This is a genomic window from Bradyrhizobium sp. Mp19 (assembly GCF_029952935.1).
Taxonomy (GTDB): Bacteria; Pseudomonadota; Alphaproteobacteria; order Rhizobiales; family Xanthobacteraceae; genus Bradyrhizobium; species Bradyrhizobium elkanii.
This window is the reverse complement of sequence record NZ_JASAUT010000095.1, coordinates 1-18,139: the sequence shown is the minus strand read 5'-3', so window position 1 is coordinate 18,139 and position 18,139 is coordinate 1. Positions and strand designations below refer to the sequence as shown.

Genomic DNA, 18,139 nt, shown 5'->3' with positions numbered 1-18,139 from the left:
TCAAGCGCCAAGGACCCAACGGCTTCCCGCCCACCCTCATCCTGACAGACTTCCAAGACACAGGGACCCATAACCACGCAGTTTGTTGGTGTAAGCACAACTCGCCGCGTGCCCTTTTCGTGCGCCGCGGCGTATGGGTCCTGGCTTTCGCCAGGACGACAGCGTCAGTCCCGTCCGAACTGGTGCTTCAACTCGACCTTGGCGCGCTCCAGCCGTGACCGCTCGGTCTTCGGCAGCGTCTTGCCGGCGCGGTTGATATAGAAGGTCAGCATCGACAGCGCGGAACGATAGGCGCCGCTCTTGCGACGCGCGCTGTGCTCGGCCGATTGCTTCAGCGATGATGCGATCTTCTTCGCGCTGGTCTGCTTGAACACCCCGTGCTTGAGATCGAGCGCGTCGCTTTCTTTCGTCACCCGCTGCGACCAGTGCTTCGCCGTCCTCTTGCTTGCGCCACGCCTGCGACGCGTCGTGCTCGTAGACCGTGCCGGTGATGTCCTTGCCGTCTTGCGTTTTGCTTTCTTGTGTGCGGGCATCGATGCCTCCGTGTCTTTTGAGCCGAGAACAGTTCGCCGCAATCGCGGTTCCTATGCCGCATTGCGGGAACCCTTGCCGGCCTGCGGCGTTGACGTCGCGTGGCGGGCACTCCGTTTGCCGCAATTCCGGGTGAGTGAACCTTGGAACAGATCGTTCCGGGGCTTTTCTCATTGGTCGATTCTGATGACACTGCAGCCGACACAGTTGAACTCCGCGACGCAACAGGCCGTGGCTCCGGTCACGCCGGACGATGACCGCATCATCGAGACCTCGATTCCGGTCCGGCTCGACAATCTCAGCTGGAGCCGCTTTCATACCCGCGTCGTGCTGGCGCTCGGTATCACCTGGATCCTCGACGGGCTGGAAGTGACGCTCGCCGGTGCATTATCGGGCGCGCTCAAGGACAGCCCGACGATGAGCTTCTCCAACGCCGATGTCGGTCTTGCCAGCAGCGCGTACCTCGCCGGCGCCGTGCTCGGCGCGCTGGGTTTCGGCTGGCTCACCGACCGGATCGGGCGCAAGAAGCTGTTCTTCATCACGCTCGCGGTTTATCTGTCGGCGACCGCCGCGACCGCGCTGTCGTGGAATGTCGCGAGCTACGCGCTGTTTCGTTTTCTCACCGGTGCCGGCATCGGCGGCGAATATACGGCGATCAATTCTACCATCCAGGAACTGGTGCCGGCGCGCTATCGCGGCTGGACCGATCTCGTCATCAACGGCAGCTTCTGGATCGGTGCCGCGATCGGTGCGCTGAGCGCCATCATCCTGCTCGACCCTGCGTTCCTTGCTCCCGATCACGGCTGGCGGATCGCCTATTTCACCGGCGCGGTGCTCGGCCTCGTCGTGCTGTTGATGCGGATGTGGATTCCGGAGAGCCCGCGCTGGCTGATGATTCACGGGCGTCCCGAGGAGGCCCACAAGATCGTGGCCGACATCGAGACCTCCGTGCTGGGTCACGAGCAGCCGAGCGCAGACTTTGAGAAGATCAGGCTCCGGATGCGCGATCATACGCCGCTGCGCGAGGTCGCGGTGACGCTGTTCTACACCTACCGGCAGCGCTCGCTGGTCGGGCTCACGCTGATGGCCGCGCAGGCGTTCTTCTACAACGCGATCTTCTTCACCTTCGCGCTGATCCTGACCGACTTCTTCGGCGTCGCCGCCAGCAATGTCGGCTGGTACATCCTCCCCTTCGCCGCCGGCAACTTCCTCGGGCCGCTGCTGCTCGGACGCCTGTTCGATACGCTCGGCCGCCGCACCATGATCGCGCTGACCTATGGCGTCTCGGGGGTGCTGCTGGCGCTGTCCGGCTATCTGTTCTCGATCGGCGTGCTCAGCGCGCAGACCCAGACCATCGCCTGGATGGTGATCTTCTTCTTCGCCTCGCCGGCCGCGAGCGCCGCCTATCTCACCGTCAGCGAGACCTTTCCGCTGGAGGTCCGCGCGCTCGCGATCGCCGCCTTCTATGCGATCGGCACCGGCATCGGCGGCGTGATCGGGCCGGCGCTGTTCGGCGTGCTGATCGACACCGGATCGCGCAACAGCGTCTTCGCCGGCTACCTCTTGGGGTCGGCGCTCATGATGGTCGCCGCAGTGGTCGCATGGCGCTATGCCGTCGCGGCCGAACGGAAATCGCTCGAATCTGTCGCGCGACCACTGGCATGTGTGGAGTAGACTATGACGAAGCATGACGTGGCCGAGATGCCCATGGATGATGACATCGCCCCTGACGCCAAGACGGACAGCGTGCCGACGCAGGCGTCGCTGATTCCGCCGCTCCGCCAGGCCGCGGTGCTGCTTGACATCGACGGCACCCTGCTCGATTTCGCGCCGACGCCGCGTGAGGTCTGGGTGCCGCCGGAACTGTCGACCACGCTGAAGCAGCTGCATGAGCGCACCCACGGCGCGCTGGCGCTGGTCAGCGGCCGCTCCCTCAATGACATCGACCTGATCTTCGCGCCGGAAGTGTTTCCTGCGATCGGCGGCCATGGCGCCGAGATGCGGCTGCAGCCGGACAGCGAGGCGGTCGCCGCACACGCGCCGCCGCTCGACAAGGAGTTGAAGCGCCGTCTTGCCGCGATCGCAAAGCTCAGCCCCGGCATTCTGCTCGAGGACAAGGGCTATTCGCTGGCGCTGCACTATCGGCTGGCGCCGCAGGCGGAGAAGGCGATCTATGAAGCGGTGTCGCTGATCCGCGCCGAGCTGCCGAATGCGCCGATCGAGGTGCTGCCGGGCAAGAGCGTCTGTGAGATCAAGCATTCCGGCTTCACCAAGGCGACCGGCGTGCTCGAGCTGATGACGCATGAGCCGTTCAAGGGACGGCGTCCGTTCTTCATCGGCGACGACGTCACCGACGAGACCGTATTCGCGATCATGCCTGATTTCGACGGTCTCGCGTTCTCCGTCGGCCGTCGCGCAACCGGCGTCGCCGGACATTTCGACGGACCGAGCGATGTGCGCGAATTCCTCGCGCATCTGCTCGACGTTGATAGGGACGTCAGCCTGTCCTAACCGAAACGCATTCATCGCAGCCGAATCGAATACGGTGCTTTTGCGTCGTGGCGTCAACCTCGCGCGCAATTTTCTTTTCGCGAGTTCCCGCGAGTTCCGTGCGTGTTCGCCAGAATTTGGTTTCAATTGGGAGATTCCTTGATCAGGAACCATCTTGATGAATGGTTGTTAATACGCGAGTTGACCAACAGGAGGGGACCTGGTGAACCTCGTCGTCGTATCGAACCGCGTCTCGCGCGGAAAACCCAATGAACCCATGACGGGGGGGCTGGCAGCGGCATTATTGCCGGTGGTGGAAAAGACAGGGGCAATATGGGTTGGTTCCAGTGGACGCGTCCGCGACGGGAACCTGAAGGAACCTTTCGCAGAGGTCGAAGCGCTCGGGGCGGGCGCATTGGCGATGCTCGATCTGCCGGCCGCGCACTATGGCGGCTATTACGAAGGCTTTGCCAATTCGGCGCTGTGGCCCGCGATGCATTCGCGCGCCGATCTGATTCGTGCGTCCCGCGAGGACTACATGAGTTATCGCGAAGTGAACGCGTTCATGGCGCGCGCGTTACTGCGCTTCCGCAAGCCGGATTCCGTGTTCTGGGTCCAGGATTATCATTTCCTCGCGCTCGGCGCCGAGCTGCGCGATCTCGGCGTCACGCAGCCGATCGGCTTCTTCCTGCACACGCCATGGCCGGCGCGCGCGGTGATCGCGGGCGTGCCCAATCATCGCGAGCTGATCGAAGCGATGCTGTCCTATGACCTGATCGGCTTCCAGACCGATGAGGACTGCGAGAACTTCCTGAGCTATGTGCAGCACGATCTCGACTTCGAGCTGCGCGACGGCGTGATCAATTCGCCGTTCGGCCGCACCCGCGCCGCGGTATTTCCGATCGGCATCGATCCCGGCAAGTTCGCGCAGCAGGCGACCAAGGCGATGACGCATCCCGACGTGACGCGGCTGCGGCGCAGCCTCAACGGCGAGAAGCTCGCGATCGGCGTCGACCGGCTCGACTATTCCAAGGGCCTCGTCAACCGCATCAAGGCGTTCGACAAGATGTGGACGCTGCATCCGAACCTGAAGCGTTCGGTGTCGCTGCTGCAGATCGCAACGCCCTCGCGCGGCGCGATTGAAGCCTACGGCAATCTGCAGAGCGAGGTGGCGAAGCTCGTCACCGACGTCAACGGCGTGCATGGCGAGGTCGACTGGACGCCGATCCGCTACCTCAACAAGGGCTTTGGCCAGGGCGTGCTCGCAGGCCTTTACCGCACCGCGCAGGTCGGCGTCGTGACGCCGCTGCAGGACGGCATGAACCTGGTCGCCAAGGAATATGTCGCCGCGCAAAGCCCGGCGGACCCCGGGGTGCTGGTGCTGTCGAAATTCGCCGGAGCGGCGAACGAGCTCGACGCCGCGCTGCTGGTCAATCCGCACGATATCGACGGCATGGCGCGCACTTTGGCGACGGCGCTCGCGATGCCGCTGACCGAGCGGCGGATGCGCTGGGAAGCGATGATGGAGAAGCTCAACAGCGGCACCATCCAGCAATGGTTCGCCGATTTCATCGAGGCGCTGCAGGATACGCACAGTGCGGGAAACGCGGCGCTGCCCGAGCCACCAACCCTGTGGCCGCGCCGCACGGCGGATTTTGCCGCGCGATATCACTGAGCGAGCATGACGATGCAGGATGGGTGCGTTAGTTCGCCCATCCGCCGTGCTGTCGTCCCTGCCTAATGCGCAATTGCGCACGGGAGCAGGGAGGACACTGAGTGTGTTGCGCGGCCAGGTGCTGTCCTAGTTAGGACACTCGCAGAGCGGAATTAGGACAGACAGCGAAACATATTTGAGGGACGCGGCTGTCATAATCTGCAATCTTCTACAGGCGGCGCGGTAAGGCGGCCTCAGCGTTTGTTCCAACGCGCTGGGGCCGTTTCCTTGGGGTATCGCTAGGAAAACGGTCTAGCTGGAAGACCTGATTGATTGCCACTCTTTACGTAGCATCTCGGATTGGTCCGCCAGCATACGCCATTGGTCTGCGACGTTCCTGACAATTGCACGCTCGGGAGTGAGTAGCTTCAAGGCCACCTCATCACACTGCTCTGCCATCGCTCGCATCTCTTCCGGCGTCATGGGTCGTACTAGAACGCTTCGACCGGGGCGGCATTTGCCTATGTTGCGGCCTCAGCGTGCTCCTCGCTGGGGTCGTTTCTTTGGGCCAGGAAAAAGCCCGCTCGCGCCGGGCTTCGTACTTCAAGCTGACTTGCGAGATAGTGCCGCTTCTCGACTGCCGCGATGTCGAGAGCCTTTCAGCACCTCATTCACGCGACCGGGATTCACGTCGTACGTCGCAGCGATTCGACGCTCAGGCTCACGGCTGCGGCGTGGTGATCCGGCTTCTTTGAGAAGCCATTTAGTGGCGGGACTGGCGGCACCGGCGGAGGCAATGGAGAGGAAACGTCACTTGATTTGGACCCTTTGCTGATCGCTCTTCTCAAGAAGATTCCCGCCGTTGAAAAAGGTTGGCCTGCTGTACAACGGGTGCGCTGGTTCCGGACGTTGAACGTCTCGCAAATCTATGATGGCGACGGCGATATGGCCGAACCGGTCGAGTTGAAGATTGATTTGGATAAGGCCGCCAACTGAGGCGGCCTTATTTCTGTTCGGGGTGCAATTCGCGCTTCTGATCTTCATAATGTTTGGTCAGAAGGGCCATCCCCGCCAAGGTAAACTCGTCGGTGACATGCATGGACAGCGCCTTTAAATGCTCGATCTTGCCGTCCAGTTCGACACACTTTTCGCACATGACACGCTCCCAATCCGTGAAAGGCGGGAGCGCAAACTGGTCTCTCTGTCACCGACGCGCGGTGTATTTGCCGGTGATACGGAGATAACAGGGGCGGCATTGGATGCGTTCCTGTAGAGTTCGCCCGGGCAGCAAGGGGGTGACTGGAACTCCGTTCACCCACGGAGAACCCCGGTAACACTTCTCCTCTGTGGAGGAAGAACAGTTGGCGGACCATAACGATTGCTATGGGTAGAACATCCGCCGCGCGACTCAGTAATCCTACCGAGAACATCGGCCAAGCTACCGTTTCCGTTCGCTTAATCCGAATTAGGACACTCCGAAAATCAACTTAGGACACGGGGGCTTAAATACGGACAGCACCCGCGGCCAGTGGTCATAACTTCGCGTTCCCGCGACGGGGCTCGCGAAAGCGAGAATCCGGCATCCGTTCTTCCAGGAGCGATGCGGCCCAATAGATTCCGGGCTCGCGCCTGCGGCGAGCCTCCGGAATGACGAAGAGGCGGGCTGATCGGATGCATCCATTGATTTGCGCCGCTCCCTGACCGACCGCCGGCCAAAATCGCGCGCGGCCGCGCGCAAGGCGACGGCGCGCGGCCGCCATCGCTATCAATTTACCCAATGTTTTCAATATGTTGTGGAAATTTCGCGCGCCCGGCCCGCGCTCCCTTGCAAAATCCGCCTCAGCCCTTCAAGAGAGGGCCTCCCGGAGAGATGGCCGAGTGGCTTAAGGCGCACGCTTGGAAAGCGTGTGTGCGGGAAACCGTACCGTGGGTTCGAATCCCACTCTCTCCGCCATCGCGCGATTTGGCACGCCAAACTACGATTTCGAGCCCTCAATGGCGGCGGAACGCCACCTTTGCAAGCGCTTTGCGCCAGCGCCGTAGGCCTTCGCTTCTCCGAGCGCATTTCGCGAACCTTTACATGCCTCGGCAAGCAACTTGCGTTGTCGTACATGCGAAATCCTCCCTGTACGACGACCTTTCGTGGGATCGTCATGGTGAGGGCTGCGATCTCTAATGTGCCAACACGCCGCCGGGTCGGAAGCGGCACGAACTTCGGGGTTTCGGCAGCGGCTAAGACGGTATCGTGGAGGCGGCCGGATACTCTTCGATCGCTCGGCCGTCAGCCTTTGGTCGCAAAACTATGCAGCCTAGCGGCCATTGCCTCGTCGGCAGCTGAAGCCGGCTTCATCCCTGATCCGGATGTATCGCCTTCTTGTCCGCGCAGTACTTTGCAATAAGAAAGCGGATTCCCTCTTGCGCAGTCTGGTCGATTACGCAGCTTGAGAGCTTTTGATAATGCTCGATTCTCTTGTCGAGTTCGATGCACTTCTCGCACATGGAGAGTCTCCAGCTAGGAGGCGGAAGCGCCTGTCGTCCTCAGTACCGCCGTCGATGTGCATCAAGGAGAAGCTCAGTGCCGTCAGCGATCGCTTCAACGCCTGACGGCGTTGTGCCGCTCGTGATGACGAAAATGACTTTCCAGGACCGATAGAGGGAATTGATGAGCTACTGCCAGCGCCACTCGCTCGGGATCTTGGAAGCAATCAAGCTAAAGCTTCAACCTCTGCTTACTTCTTCTTTGCAGGACCGAAGTCCGGCTGCCAGCCTGCCTCTTTGCGGCTGGGCGCCGCTGCAATCACCTTTGCTTTTTCCTTCTTCGGTTTCTTGGCTTCGCGATTGCCGCGTTGCTGTCCCTTGGCCATGATGTCTATCTCCAATTGGGGTCTGAGTTCTTCCAGCCCATTCGGCTGCAATAAGCGTCGCGGGCGACGTAACGATGCGGACGCACACGTTGCCCTCGTGCCCAGTTCGCGCAAGGCGCATCACAACGGTCTTGCCGCGACTGCGTCGAAAGTGGCGTTTGCCGTGATAGGTTCTCCCTGTCACCAAGCAGGCGAAGGGAGCCGTGCTAGCCGTTGAGGATGGCCGCAGCACATACGAGAAGCAGAAGAAACAGCGGCACGATTACCGGCGGAACGATCCATTCCGAGGCACGAAAACGCGTCATCGAACGCTCCTGCTAGTCCATTGGCGGGAGCGCACGTGACCCTCAGTCACCGGTCGATGCCGTTGATGATACGGTGATACCAGCCACCCTACGCCTGTGGCTGGCCAATAGCGAGCACTAAAACGCGTGCGACGGTCGCGATGCTAAAGTCAGTGCGCAGCGAAAACTTGGAGCAAACGCGGCGTCGTATAGTCCTGATCGAGCAGTGCGGATTTCATCCCGTTGTGCTGCCGCCGTGAAAGTCTTGTATTCGTGGAGCTCTGTCGCTACGCCTAGCAAGAGTACAGCAAAGAAAGCGGTGTCTTAGTTTGATATCAGCCGCTCCGCCATGAGCCATTGATGGACGATCTGCCATTTGTCATCGGCGCCCGACCGAAAATCCAGTAATGTTGGCTCGCGCCTGGCTTTGATCTCGAGGAAAAACCGCCGCGCGTCGCGTGCGCAGGCTTTTCCATCAAGCGGCTGCGTCCCGATCCAGTGGTTCCATTCGCGAACGATCGCCTGCCTCGCTTCGCGATGATGCGACGTCATTTAGCGGGCCTTGTTGGCGGTTTGACGGGAAGCTCGGATTCTCGCGCCAATCGCTCGGCTTTGAGACGCTCGCGGTTGGCCTGGAACGCTTTGTCGGCTTTGGCACGCTCGCTCGGCGCGGCCTCCACTTTTCGGAATATCTTGTTGGCTTCTCGCGCCGCGGCGGTAGAGCCCTGGCGTCCGAAGCCTCGGTCTCTAATCATCCCTGGCACTCGATCCTCCCTAAATTATGAGACAGTCTCGGGAGACACGACTTCGGCTTAGGTCTCGGTGTGTTCGTCCGTCGCTGGCGGCGGCCTTACGATTCACGATCTTTCGCCGCCTTCGTCAAACGTCCTGGTGTCATTCCGGTTCCTGCGACGACGCCTCCCATACGGAAATTGCTAGAACAAACTGTCTGTCGACTTGTCGAGCCGTCTTAAGGAGCCGCCGGTTTCGTTGAGGTGACCCACCAGTTCACCCGAGAGCCGATAAATCCTGCTGCCCTTCAGATCGTAAAGCTTCCGGCCCTTAAGGTCGAAAATAGCGGTATCGATCACCACGGCGACGTGTACGCCATCACTGTTGACTATGTCGCCCTTCAAGCGTGGTCTCCCTTGTTTTCGCGACCTCGGTGGCCCGCGACTCTTACTGCTTCCTGAAGTCGATGCTTCTTAGGATGATGCCGGCGGGCACACCTTCGAACTCGCCCGCCATGTATTTGACGGTGGCGCGGGCTTCAATGCGCTCTCGCAGTCGCATGAACTGCGCTTCGCGCTCGCTCGATGGTGCGCGTCCTGCCCCTTCTAGCTCATCCATCGCGGAGGTCGAGATCGCACAGGGGACGACCTTCGCGCCGTCGCGCATCGAGAACTGGACGATCATGCGGTCGTATTCGAAACTGGTGAAACAAGCTTGTTCAAGTGCCATGCGACTAAACCCGTTGCCGTTGGCTGAAGCCGGCACAGCTTCAGCCCTGCCCATCGAGCCGGACAAAATCCGCCAGAATCGCCGCGACGAGATCGCGATGCCTTGTGTCGTCAGGCGACAGGCTCGCAGCGTAGATGTTCAGCACGTACCGTGCCTTGGCGGCCGCTTCCGGCCATGAGGTCGCAGCGACCGACATTAGTCCGTTTTCCAGCACGCTTTGCCGTTCGCGCAGCTCCCGCGCACGACTCTCGACATCCGTCGTTGCGCGGCGGATTTCCGTCGCTTTCTGCGCTGCAATCCCACGATGTTTATCCAGATCGAGCGGTTCGTCACTCATCTGGCATGCTCGCGTCGATCCGTTGTGCATCCGCCAGGTCGACCGGACCGATGGAAAACATCTCCATCCTGGCGCCGTGCGAGGCTGCCGGCACGATCATCATGGTCGCAACGCGGCGATAAGACGCGAAGGAAAGCCCTTCGATCATCTCCTCGTCTGTGATGACTTCGTAGCGTCCGGCGGGCAGGGGGTGATCGATGCCCCTGATCTGGAACGAATGCTTGAAGGTGACTACTTCCCGTCGCGAGCGAGTTTTCATGTACGCCCGCCTTTTGCCAACGCTCGGGCGCCCGTGTCGGCTCGCCCATAAGCAACCATGCGCTCTTTCGACGGCATTAGCTACCGCTTTCTCGCGGTCCGATGTCGCGCGGCCGGGACGCCTCAAGCGCTCGCTATTCCCCCGGCGGACGCGTCATGATGCCCCATAACCGCCCATTCGTCGGCATCCATCGGTCACTGAGAGTTAAGTGCGCTCCCGCCAAACACGAGGAGCGTCGCCCCACTGTTTTTTGCTGCTTTTGACTACTGTGAGGGCTCTATTGTGCAGCCACATCGGGCGGTGGTCGACCTCTCGCGCCGAGCGAGAGGGGGATATGGGGCCTCACTGGAAACGTCTAATCTCGAAGGTGAACGTCGCCCGTAAGACCGGTCCATCTTCGTCGCGAACGTTGATTGCAAGACGGCGTGCAGGAGCATCGATAATGCAGCGTCGAGCTTCATCCTTGGCCAAGTGTGCCAGCGCGAAGGTTGCTTCGTGTTGCATAGCCTCCAGTGAAACGAGATCTATCCCCTGTTCGTCGGGGATCATCTCATCACCTTCGCGCTGATCGAAAAAGTGCCTACGCATGCGATTGCTCCCGAATAGGCGGGAGCGCTGTAGCGTCTCTCTGTCACCGGAAAATGCCCAGATCGGATCTGGTGATGGTTGCCAAGCTAGCCGACTTCCAAGCATTCCTCAATCTTAGACGATGTCAGTTCGATTGTGGTGAGGTTCGGTCTGGCATGTTGACCGGCCGCGGCGCATACTCGACGAATGAAGAACCGCATCGGTTGGACGACTTGCCCCTCCATTGGCGGCAACTACGCAGTGGCCGAACTCCTCGAGGGTGGTGTAGTCGGCAATGGACTCATCACCTTCGCCACCAAGGCGCAGGCTCAGGAATTCATTGATTCTGGCCAGGCCGATGAGTTGGGGTCGCGTGGTTCTGTCCCCAAAAGCCGCGAATGACCACGCGCGACGAATGGACCGTAGATATTGAGTGTCCACGTTGTGGGAGGCTGGACGTGGCACGGCTCTCACAGGCGGACGGCTACGCCTATGTGAGGGGGGACACCGCTACCCGCGCCGACCATGTGCCCGTCGGCTTTGCCTGCATCGATCCGGAGACCAGCAGCTTTCAGTGCTCGAAATGTCAGGTGTTAATACCGTGACGTCACTCCCGCGAAAGAACGACAAGCGGCCATGACCATTCCTCGCGAATTGCACGCTGCCGAGGAGGATTTCGTCGGGATGGCCGTCGCTGACCGACGGTGACGGGCCATGCCACATCGTGCGTCGCAAAGCGGGGCCAATCGTCGAGGATCTTATCCGATAGGCAGTGGAAGTAGCCAACCGTCGCAATCCCTCTCCGGCAGTTCGCCCCAGAATTATGCGACGTTCGATTAACGCTTGCGCAGTTTCAAGTCACGCCGGTCGCAGCGTGAAGGACCACCCCAAGGAAATCATGGCGCGCCGTTCGTACGCAGAACGCTACCAGTAGCGTTTTTGTCACGAGTGACAATCTGCGTGCGCAGTCCGCCGCAGAACAGAACGCCCTTTACACCATCAAGCTAGCCATATAGCGTCCGAATACGGGTTGGCAAATTGCTCACCTCGAAGCTGCCCATGAAGCAGCGACTTCCGAAGTCGCCGCCAGTCGTCGTAGCAGCAGCTCACGTGCCATCGGAAGGCGCAATCATAACATTGTGTTTGTCACGGAGCGTCAGCGTCGCGGGCGCGTCTCTGCGCGCGCTCAAGAAAGGCGACCTTCATGAAAATTCCTGCAATCCTGCAAGGCGAGGCACGGACCCGCTTCCTTCAAGGGATCGCGTTCGGCGCGGTGGCAACCATGGCGATTGGATTTATCTGGGGCGGTTGGGTCACGGAGGAAGGCGCCAGAATCATGCGCACCACAGCGGAGACCAGCGGCCGGATGTCCGTTCTGGTACCGATTTGCGTCGCTCAGTTCACAGCCGCGGACGGCGCTCTCGCCAAATTCAAGGCGGCAAGCATTTACTCTAAAGAGAACGTCGTCAGAGAATTCGTGAAGAATGTGGCATCCACGAGCATGGATTACTCGTTTGCCAAGGCTTGTGCCACCGGGATCGAAACGGAGCTCGCAAACGCAGCAACAAAGAGTTGACGAGCGTACAAGCAAGCCGGGAAGGATCACGCGCTCCGAGATTGCCGTTCGCGCTTCATGGGGTCGGGATAACGCCGGCTCGATTCTGCGCGCCAACGAAGCGGAGGCGCCGGGGGCGGCGTAGGTGCCCTCAATCGGAGCTCAATTGGTCGGACCGAAACGACGCATCAAGAAATGCGTAGCTGGTCGGACCACAGTGCTGAAAAGCGGTCATGATGCCGCGCCAGACGCATTTTCTCGTTCAATCCTTTGACCCTGCGAAAGGCGATCAGTTAAAGGCCGGTACGCCAATTGCGTGCCGGAGCGAGGAAAGTGCGCGTCGAACTGCCGAAAGGCTTGCCATGAGTAAGGCAGGCGTCGTTGCCTTCTCGACAAGCTCGGATCCCGAGACGGGTGATTACGACGACCAGCCGACTGTGTTCTTTCGAGCAGGTAGGGTGCCTGCTGAATTCGATTCGATGCCTTGATATCTGTTTTGCGTCATTGCTTCTTCGGCAATGAAGACTGGCGGGCTCTCTACTGAGTCGACAAAGATCAGGACAATTGCGGCGGCGCCGAGCCGAAAGATCGGAGCATGGCAGCTAACTCGATTTTAGCGAGATGGTGACGCAGCGATCAATGCAGGAGCCTGCAACAGTACAAGTAGCATGATGCCCGTTGGCTCTTCTTGCGAGGTGTCGGGTCGACGTGGCCTTCCTGGAAGCAGATTTTGGTTTCATATCCGTGCGTCAAGCGACCATATGCGCAAAGGAAATTCGATGCGAAGCATTATTGCCGTAATAGTTTTGTCTACGTGCGTGCAAAGCGCCATCGCTAAGGGGCCGGACTGTCGCGCCATCGGAGGCGCGACCGCACGCCTGGCCTGCTACGACGCAGCCTATCCTCCGAAATTGGAAAAGCCCGCAATCGTTGAAAGCGACGCCGGGCGGCCTCCATACAAGGACCCGTTTGCAGTAGAAGAAGCTCGGACAGCTGCCAAGATAAAGAATATCTGCCGCGGCTGCTGAAATGTCTCGGAACAACGCCACTCGTTCGCCGTATCACGGAGCGTGCAACAGCCGGATCACGATGGCGCGGCTTTTGCGCGTTTCTGATGATACCGGCAGCCGGGTTCTTCCTGCCGTTGCTGTTTTTGGTCCGTCCGGGCCTCACCGTGACGAGCTCCAGCGCCTCGGCGCCGGCGATGGCCGAATACGGGACCATCCATACGCTCAGTCACTTGCATCCCATCGCCGAACAAGCAGCCCATCAGCAGGCGCATCAGTGGGAACGGCGGGATTTCGCTAAATCGCGCAGACGCGTTGGCTGATCGTCGGGTTCGGAAGCATCGGCCGTGAGATCGCCAAACGTACCAAGGCGCCACCATTGAAGCGGTCCCGATCGCGTGTCGACGCCGCGAATCTGCCGTCACGCTTGTCGCAAGCCGACGTCGCGGTGCTGGCCTTGCGCGCTGAATGAGGAAACCCGCAACCTCGCCGACGGTCAGGCAGGGTTTCCGGCGCCTGCCGTCAGTATGGTGCCGGTGATGTTCCACCCTGTGATCCCTCGCTGCTGCGGCGTGGGGGCAGGCACAGTGGATAATCCGGAAGGGGTAGGGGGCTCCCCCATGCGGAGAAATGGCGCGCGCCGATGAACTGCATGAAACTACGACAAAATGACCGATCGGCGAGGGCGGAGATCCCATGGGACAGACCGCAAAAAGTGAATTGCATCCGTTGCGCATGCTGGCGCTGCTGATTCCGCTGCTCGCGACCGTTCCGATGTCCAACGTGGATGCACAGGCGCAACCTGCTGCAGCGCGTCAATTGCGACGCGAGCCGCCGCCGCAAAAGCCGCAGGTGACGATGAATGCCTGGACGGTCGGCCTCGCCGGGGGCCTGCTCGAGGGCGCGCCCATTCGTCTCGCGGCCGAAATCGCCCGCGTCGTAGACGATGGCGACAAGCTGCATGTGTTGCCGGTCGTGACGCGCGGGCCGACGGAGAATGTGAACTCACTGCTGTATTTGCGCGGCATCGATGCCGCCATCATCAATTCCGACGTGCTCGAGGAATACAGAAGCCAGGTGCCGGATATCCAGCAACGGCTGGCGTTCGTGCTGAACCTGTTTCCGTCCGAACTGCATATCTTCGTTCGTCCCGAGATCCAAAGCCTGAGCGATCTCGCCGGCAAGAAGGTGAACTTCAATAATCTGGGTACTGCGGCGGCCTATTCGGGGCCGCTGATCTTCAGCCGCCTTGGCCTCGATGTGGAAAAAACCTTCATTCCTCATCAGGTCGCGCTCGAGCAGATGCGCAAGGGCGAGATGGCCGCGGTCGTCTTCATCACCTCGAAGCCGGTGGATGCTTTCGTGCGCGGCCGCTGGGAGCCGGGGTTCAAGTTCCTGCCTGTTCCCTATGACAGGAGGTTCGAAGACTTTTATCTTCCCGCCTCGCTCGAGGCCACGGAGTATCCCAATCTCATCAAGCAGGGCGAGCGCGTCACGACAATCGCAGTGCCGACCGCTCTGGTGGCTTTCAACTTTCCGGCCAAATCGAACCGCTATGAGCGCCTCGCGCGCTTCGTGGAGTATCTGTTCTCGCGGATCGACAAGCTGCAGCAGCCGGGCTTCGACCAAAAGTGGAAGACGATCAATCTCGCCGCGACCGTTCCCGGCCTGACGCGCTTCCCCGCGGCGCAGGCGTGGCTCGATCGCGGGCCGCGCACCGCCGCAAATCCATCGCAATGAGACGCGCGGCGACCTGCGCGGTGGCTGGAGTTTTGCTCGCAAGCGGTATTGCTTCGGCGCAGGCGGCAGGATTTCGTCAGATCGCTCAGCTCCGCGATTGCTCCGCCAAGGAGCGCTCCGAACGGCCGGAGTGCTCCGAGAAGACACCGCGGGCGTCAGCGCCGCCCCAGGCGAACCAAGGTAGCAGCTGGGTCGTCAGCCTGACCACTTCACCGCTCGACTATTCACCGGTCGCCACCGCCACAACGTCATCGCGCGACGGTGCCGGCGAAAGCGTAATGACGCTTTCGATTCGCTGCCATGGCGGGCGGAGCGAACTGATCGTCGCCGGATCCCGCGTGTCCGGTCGCGGCGATGGATATGCGATTTCCTACCGTATCAACGACGGTCCGCCGCAGCAGGCCGCGGCAGCTGTGCCTGCGTCCGGGACCGGCGTTGCGTTCGGTGGCGACGTGATTCGCTTGCTGCAGTCCCTTCCGGACGGCGGAGGTCTCAATATTCACCTCGCACCCCGTACCGGACCGGCGCTGGATGCGGTGTTCCCGTTGGGCGGGATGGATGTGGTGCGCGCGAAGATCACCGCTGCGTGCAGGTGGCCACAACCGACCGCAAAACCCAACGGTTAGAGATTTGAATGACGTGTCTTTAACAGGAGAGGCATCCATGCGCGTGTTTCAGCAAATTGCGAAGGTAACCATGATCGGAGCCGCAACGGTGTTGCTGTCCACTTCATACGCTGCGGCGGAGCAAGGCGGCGGACGGTATTGGACACCGACAACAACGAACCCCACCGCGGACTATCGGCACGTTTCAGAAAAGGTCCAAAGGGTTCATGTCTCGCGCAAGGCGACCACCCACAAGGGGGAACGGTCTCCTCTCAACGCCAACGCCCGGCTTCCATCCAACACCAAGTCGCACAACCTGATCCTGCAGGTGAACACGAACGATCCCGCAGCCATGAATCTCGCGCTCAACAACGCAGTCAACGTTGCGCAATACTACAAGGATCTCGGCGAGAAGGTGAAGATCGAGGTGGTCACCTTCGGGCCTGGCCTGCACATGCTGCGCGACGACACGTCGCCGGTGAAAGCCCGTCTCGAGGAAATGGCGCTGAGCACGCCGGAGGTCTCGTTCAAGGCCTGCGGCAATACCCAGGAAAAAATGCACAAGGCCGAGAACAAGGACATCCCGATCGTTCGCCAGGCGGAGGTGGTGAAGTCAGGCGTCGTGCGCGTGATGGAACTGCAGGAGAAGGGCTGGTCCTATGTGAAGCCGTGACCTGTGGCCTAACCCGAAAGGGGTGGGTGGGGTCCTCCATGCGGGCTGTAGGCTTCGCGCTGCGGTACGGCGCATAATACCGCACCTCAACAGATCGTGTCGCCGTGCGGCAGGTGATTGCGGATGGGTCCGGTTATGCTCAGGGACAAGGCAGTTGCCGGCCGCGACATCGCAGATTCGTCGCGCCGGCTGCTGCCCAAGGCGGGACGGTCCGCGCTGTTGTGGACGACTGCTGCCGTGCTCGCAATGGCGTGCACGACGGAAACACGGGCGTCCCCGGATCCGGCCCGCCCATCGACGCAACCGCAGCATTCGGCGGCTACCCGTAGTCCCGGTTTCATCGAAGCGGCAAGGAACGGCGCTCCCGAAGCCTTGCCGCCGGGTCGAGCCGGCAACGACAGACCGGTGCAGCTTGCCCAAGCGACAGTCGGCGACACGGGGCAGGCTTCGAAACGGGAATACAACTGGGCGGAGTCGCTCTCCTGTGAACTGACGAATGCCAGACGTGACATCGAGTTGCTGCAACGTCTCGAGCAGGAGCGCTATCGGGCCGAGTCGCTGGAGCAGAGTCTCGCCGCGGCGCGCCGCGATATCGAGGCCCGGGCCGCGTTGACGGACAAGGCGGCCGAAGAGAAGCAGGCCGCGCAGGGCGGCGCGGAGTTGCTGAACTCCCTGCAAGAGACGCGTGAGCGGGCGGAGCACCTGGAGCGGGATCTGGCGGCAGCGCGGCGTGATGTCGAAACCCAGACCGTGCTGGCGACAAGGGCGGGTGAGGAAGTGTCTCGGCTGAAAGCAGCGGCGGAAGGCGGCGTGGCGGATCTGCAACGGGAGCGCGAGCGGTCCGCGCGGCTCGAGCAGGATCTCGAGGCATCGCGCCGCAACGTCGAGACCGAGACTGCGCTGGCGGCAAAGGCAGGCGAGGAGGTTTCCCGGCTGAAAGGGATGCGTGAAGGCGGCGCTACGGAGCTGCAGTCGTCCCTGCAACGGGAGCGCGAGCGGAGCGCGCAGCTGGAGCAGGATTTGGCGGCAGCGCGGCGCGATGTCGAGACCCAGATGGCGTTGGCGACAACGACAAAGCAAGAAGCTCAGCGGCAGAAGCAGGCAGCGGACGTCGGAGCTGCCGAGCTCAGGCAATCACGCGAACGAGCCGAGGCGCTGGCGCAGGACCTCTCCCTGTCGCGGAGCTCGATCTATGCATACGAAGCCCAAGCCCGCAAATCCGGAGACGAAGCGACGGAGCTCAGGCAGGCGGTTGCAAGCTGCACGGCTTCGGTCAGCAAATTCACACCCGACGAAGGTGAGCGGTTCGCGCGGCTGGAGCGGGATCTTGCGGCTGCCCGCAGCAAGGTCGAGACCCAGGCCGCGCTGGCGACTAAAGCAGGTGAGGAAGTTTCCCGACTGAAACAGGACAGCGAAAGCGGAGCGGCCGAATCGCAGAGCTCCCTGCAAAAGGAGCGAGAGCGGTCCGCAAGGCTGGAGCAGGATCTCGCGATCGCGCGGCGTGGTGTCGAGGCCCAGACCGTGCTGGCCGCAAAGGCGGCCGATGAAGCCCTGCGGCAGAAGCGGACGGTGGAGGCCGGGGCCGCCGAGCTGCGGGAATCGCGTGCCAAGGCCGACGCGCTGGCACAGGAGCTTTCCCAGACGCGAAGCACGATCTACGCCTTCGAGGCGCAGGCACGCAAAGCCGGTGAAGAAGCGGCGGAGCTCAGGCAGGCGGCTGAGAGCGGCGCAGCTTCGGTTCACAAATCCACACCGGACGAACGAGAGCGACTCGTGCGGCTGGAGCAGGATCTTGCGGCTGCTCGCAGCGATGTCGAGACGCAGACCGCGCTGGCGGCGAAAGCTAGCGAGGAAACCGCCCGACTGAAGCGGGAAAGGGAAAGCGGTGCGGCGGAGTTGCAGAACTCACTGCAAGCGGCGCGGGCCGACCGGCTGGAGCAGGATCTCGCGGCAGCGCGGCGCGATGTCGCGACCAAGACGGCCCTGGTGACGAAAGCAGACGAGGAAGCGTCCCGGCTGAAGACGGCGGAGAAGAGCAAGTCGGAGGCCAAGCGGTCTTAGGAAGACAAATATGTCTGGCAACTCCTTGGCTCACAGAACGACATGGCTACG

20 protein-coding genes and 1 tRNA gene are annotated in these 18,139 nt (G+C 61.4%); 12 read left to right on the top strand and 9 right to left on the bottom strand.

All coding sequences use genetic code 11. The features are described 5' to 3' along the window. Positions 1-164: 164 nt before the first annotated feature. Positions 165-533, bottom strand: a complete 369-nt coding sequence (locus tag QJT82_RS43010) for a DUF3175 domain-containing protein (protein WP_080686788.1) — start codon at positions 531-533, stop codon at positions 165-167. A gap of 184 nt (positions 534-717) precedes the next feature. Here QJT82_RS43010 and QJT82_RS43005 point away from each other — a divergent pair, with 184 nt between their 5' ends. The 4 genes from QJT82_RS43005 to QJT82_RS42990 all read left to right on the top strand — a co-directional run bounded on the left by QJT82_RS43005 (position 718) and on the right by QJT82_RS42990 (position 5,671). After that, entirely contained in the window at positions 718-2,205 is a 1,488-nt protein-coding gene (locus QJT82_RS43005) for an MFS transporter (protein ID WP_028341581.1), read from the top strand. A gap of 27 nt (positions 2,206-2,232) precedes the next feature. Further along, on the top strand, positions 2,233-3,042 hold the full coding sequence (otsB, locus tag QJT82_RS43000) for a trehalose-phosphatase (protein WP_155258566.1): 810 nt from the start codon (positions 2,233-2,235) through the stop codon (positions 3,040-3,042). 202 nt (positions 3,043-3,244) lie between these two features. Next, entirely contained in the window at positions 3,245-4,696 is a 1,452-nt protein-coding gene (locus QJT82_RS42995; RefSeq protein ID WP_259245074.1) for a trehalose-6-phosphate synthase, read from the top strand. A gap of 798 nt (positions 4,697-5,494) precedes the next feature. Next, on the top strand, positions 5,495-5,671 hold the full coding sequence (locus tag QJT82_RS42990; protein WP_155258563.1) for a hypothetical protein: 177 nt from the start codon (positions 5,495-5,497) through the stop codon (positions 5,669-5,671). A gap of 7 nt (positions 5,672-5,678) precedes the next feature. On the opposite strand, the gene QJT82_RS42985 is transcribed toward QJT82_RS42990, so the two are convergent. Then, positions 5,679-5,831 carry a hypothetical protein gene (locus tag QJT82_RS42985; protein ID WP_155258562.1) on the bottom strand — a complete coding sequence of 51 codons (153 nt, stop codon included), beginning with the start codon at positions 5,829-5,831 and terminating at the stop codon, positions 5,679-5,681. 708 nt (positions 5,832-6,539) lie between these two features. On the opposite strand from QJT82_RS42985, the gene QJT82_RS42980 reads away from it, so the two are divergent. Beyond that, positions 6,540-6,629 (top strand) — tRNA-Ser (locus QJT82_RS42980). A gap of 775 nt (positions 6,630-7,404) precedes the next feature. On the opposite strand, the gene QJT82_RS42975 is transcribed toward QJT82_RS42980, so the two are convergent. The 7 genes from QJT82_RS42975 to QJT82_RS42940 form a co-directional block, all read right to left on the bottom strand. Further along, a complete protein-coding gene (locus QJT82_RS42975) occupies positions 7,405-7,539 on the bottom strand; it encodes a hypothetical protein (protein ID WP_259245075.1) in 135 nt (44 codons plus the stop codon). Between the two features lie 608 nt (positions 7,540-8,147). Then, a complete protein-coding gene (locus QJT82_RS42970) occupies positions 8,148-8,375 on the bottom strand; it encodes a hypothetical protein (protein WP_028341578.1) in 228 nt (75 codons plus the stop codon). A 383-nt stretch (positions 8,376-8,758) separates the two neighbouring features. Next, complete coding sequence (locus tag QJT82_RS42960) at positions 8,759-8,959, bottom strand: hypothetical protein (RefSeq protein WP_028341577.1); 201 nt, start codon at positions 8,957-8,959, stop codon at positions 8,759-8,761. 43 nt (positions 8,960-9,002) lie between these two features. Beyond that, positions 9,003-9,284, bottom strand: a complete 282-nt coding sequence (locus tag QJT82_RS42955) for a DUF1488 family protein (RefSeq protein WP_028341576.1) — start codon at positions 9,282-9,284, stop codon at positions 9,003-9,005. A gap of 40 nt (positions 9,285-9,324) precedes the next feature. Then, positions 9,325-9,621 carry a hypothetical protein gene (locus tag QJT82_RS42950; RefSeq protein WP_028341575.1) on the bottom strand — a complete coding sequence of 99 codons (297 nt, stop codon included), beginning with the start codon at positions 9,619-9,621 and terminating at the stop codon, positions 9,325-9,327. Then, positions 9,614-9,880 (bottom strand): hypothetical protein, encoded by a 267-nt coding sequence (locus tag QJT82_RS42945; protein WP_018273180.1) that lies wholly within the window; start codon positions 9,878-9,880, stop codon positions 9,614-9,616. The genes QJT82_RS42950 and QJT82_RS42945 overlap by 8 nt, the downstream gene beginning before the upstream one ends. A 342-nt stretch (positions 9,881-10,222) precedes the next feature. Continuing rightward, entirely contained in the window at positions 10,223-10,468 is a 246-nt protein-coding gene (locus QJT82_RS42940) for a hypothetical protein (protein WP_028341574.1), read from the bottom strand. A gap of 186 nt (positions 10,469-10,654) precedes the next feature. Here QJT82_RS42940 and QJT82_RS42935 point away from each other — a divergent pair, with 186 nt between their 5' ends. The 7 genes from QJT82_RS42935 to QJT82_RS42905 all read left to right on the top strand — a co-directional run bounded on the left by QJT82_RS42935 (position 10,655) and on the right by QJT82_RS42905 (position 18,088). Next, complete coding sequence (locus QJT82_RS42935) at positions 10,655-10,849, top strand: hypothetical protein (RefSeq protein WP_028341573.1); 195 nt, start codon at positions 10,655-10,657, stop codon at positions 10,847-10,849. An 802-nt stretch (positions 10,850-11,651) separates the two neighbouring features. Next, positions 11,652-12,023 (top strand): hypothetical protein, encoded by a 372-nt coding sequence (locus QJT82_RS42930; RefSeq protein WP_028341572.1) that lies wholly within the window; start codon positions 11,652-11,654, stop codon positions 12,021-12,023. Positions 12,024-12,235: 212 nt separating this feature from the next. Then, positions 12,236-12,490: a hypothetical protein gene (locus QJT82_RS42925; protein WP_245288761.1), complete on the top strand. Its 255-nt coding sequence runs from the start codon at positions 12,236-12,238 to the stop codon at positions 12,488-12,490. A 1,254-nt stretch (positions 12,491-13,744) separates the two neighbouring features. After that, the gene (locus tag QJT82_RS42920) at positions 13,745-14,749 is read left to right on the top strand and encodes a TAXI family TRAP transporter solute-binding subunit (RefSeq protein WP_028341570.1); all 1,005 of its coding nucleotides are present in this window, start codon (positions 13,745-13,747) and stop codon (positions 14,747-14,749) included. 278 nt (positions 14,750-15,027) lie between these two features. Then, the gene (locus QJT82_RS42915) at positions 15,028-15,375 is read left to right on the top strand and encodes a hypothetical protein (protein ID WP_245288760.1); all 348 of its coding nucleotides are present in this window, start codon (positions 15,028-15,030) and stop codon (positions 15,373-15,375) included. A 37-nt stretch (positions 15,376-15,412) separates the two neighbouring features. Continuing rightward, a complete protein-coding gene (locus QJT82_RS42910; RefSeq protein WP_028341568.1) occupies positions 15,413-16,027 on the top strand; it encodes a DsrE family protein in 615 nt (204 codons plus the stop codon). A gap of 135 nt (positions 16,028-16,162) precedes the next feature. Continuing rightward, positions 16,163-18,088, top strand: a complete 1,926-nt coding sequence (locus QJT82_RS42905) for a hypothetical protein (protein ID WP_281446704.1) — start codon at positions 16,163-16,165, stop codon at positions 18,086-18,088. The last annotated feature ends 51 nt before the right edge of the window (positions 18,089-18,139 follow it).